The 506-nt window shown below is 65.6% G+C and carries 1 protein-coding gene; it reads left to right on the top strand.

All coding sequences use genetic code 11. The features are described 5' to 3' along the window. Nucleotides 1–180 precede the first annotated feature (180 nt). A partial coding sequence (locus EEB15_RS33270) for a PHP domain-containing protein (protein ID WP_141477107.1) occupies nucleotides 181–506 on the top strand: 326 nt, incomplete at its 3' end.

Below are 506 nucleotides of genomic sequence, written 5' to 3' on the forward strand. Positions count from 1 at the left end.
GAAGTCCAGCAGAAGCTCGAACCGGGTATCTGGGACGACCGCCGCGCCTGAGCGCGGGGCGGGCGACGTTTCTCGGCGCAGCCGAGGCGCATCGTCCGCTCTTGAACCTGTAGCTTTGCCACCGGGCCCGGTACAATCCGGGCCTTGTCGTTTTTGCGTTATTTCTGCTCCGGGGCCTTCATGACCGTATCCTTCGTTCACCTGCGTCTGCATACCGAATTCTCCCTGGTCGACGGCCTGGTCCGGGTCAAGCCCCTGGCCAAGGCAGTGGCGGGGCTGGGCATGCCGGCGGTGGCGGTCACCGACCAGAGCAACATGTGCTCGCTGGTGAAGTTCTACAAGACCGCCATGGGCGCCGGCATCAAGCCGATCTGCGGGGCCGACATCTGGCTCGCCAGCCGCGAGGAAGATGGCCCGCTCAGCCGCCTGAGCCTGCTGGCGATGAACGCGAAGGGCTATCGCAACCTCACCGAGCTGATTTCCCGCGGCTGGAGCGAAGGCCAGCG

It is taken from the genome of Ramlibacter sp. WS9, assembly GCF_003797765.1.
GTDB lineage: Bacteria > Pseudomonadota > Gammaproteobacteria > Burkholderiales > Burkholderiaceae_C > Ramlibacter.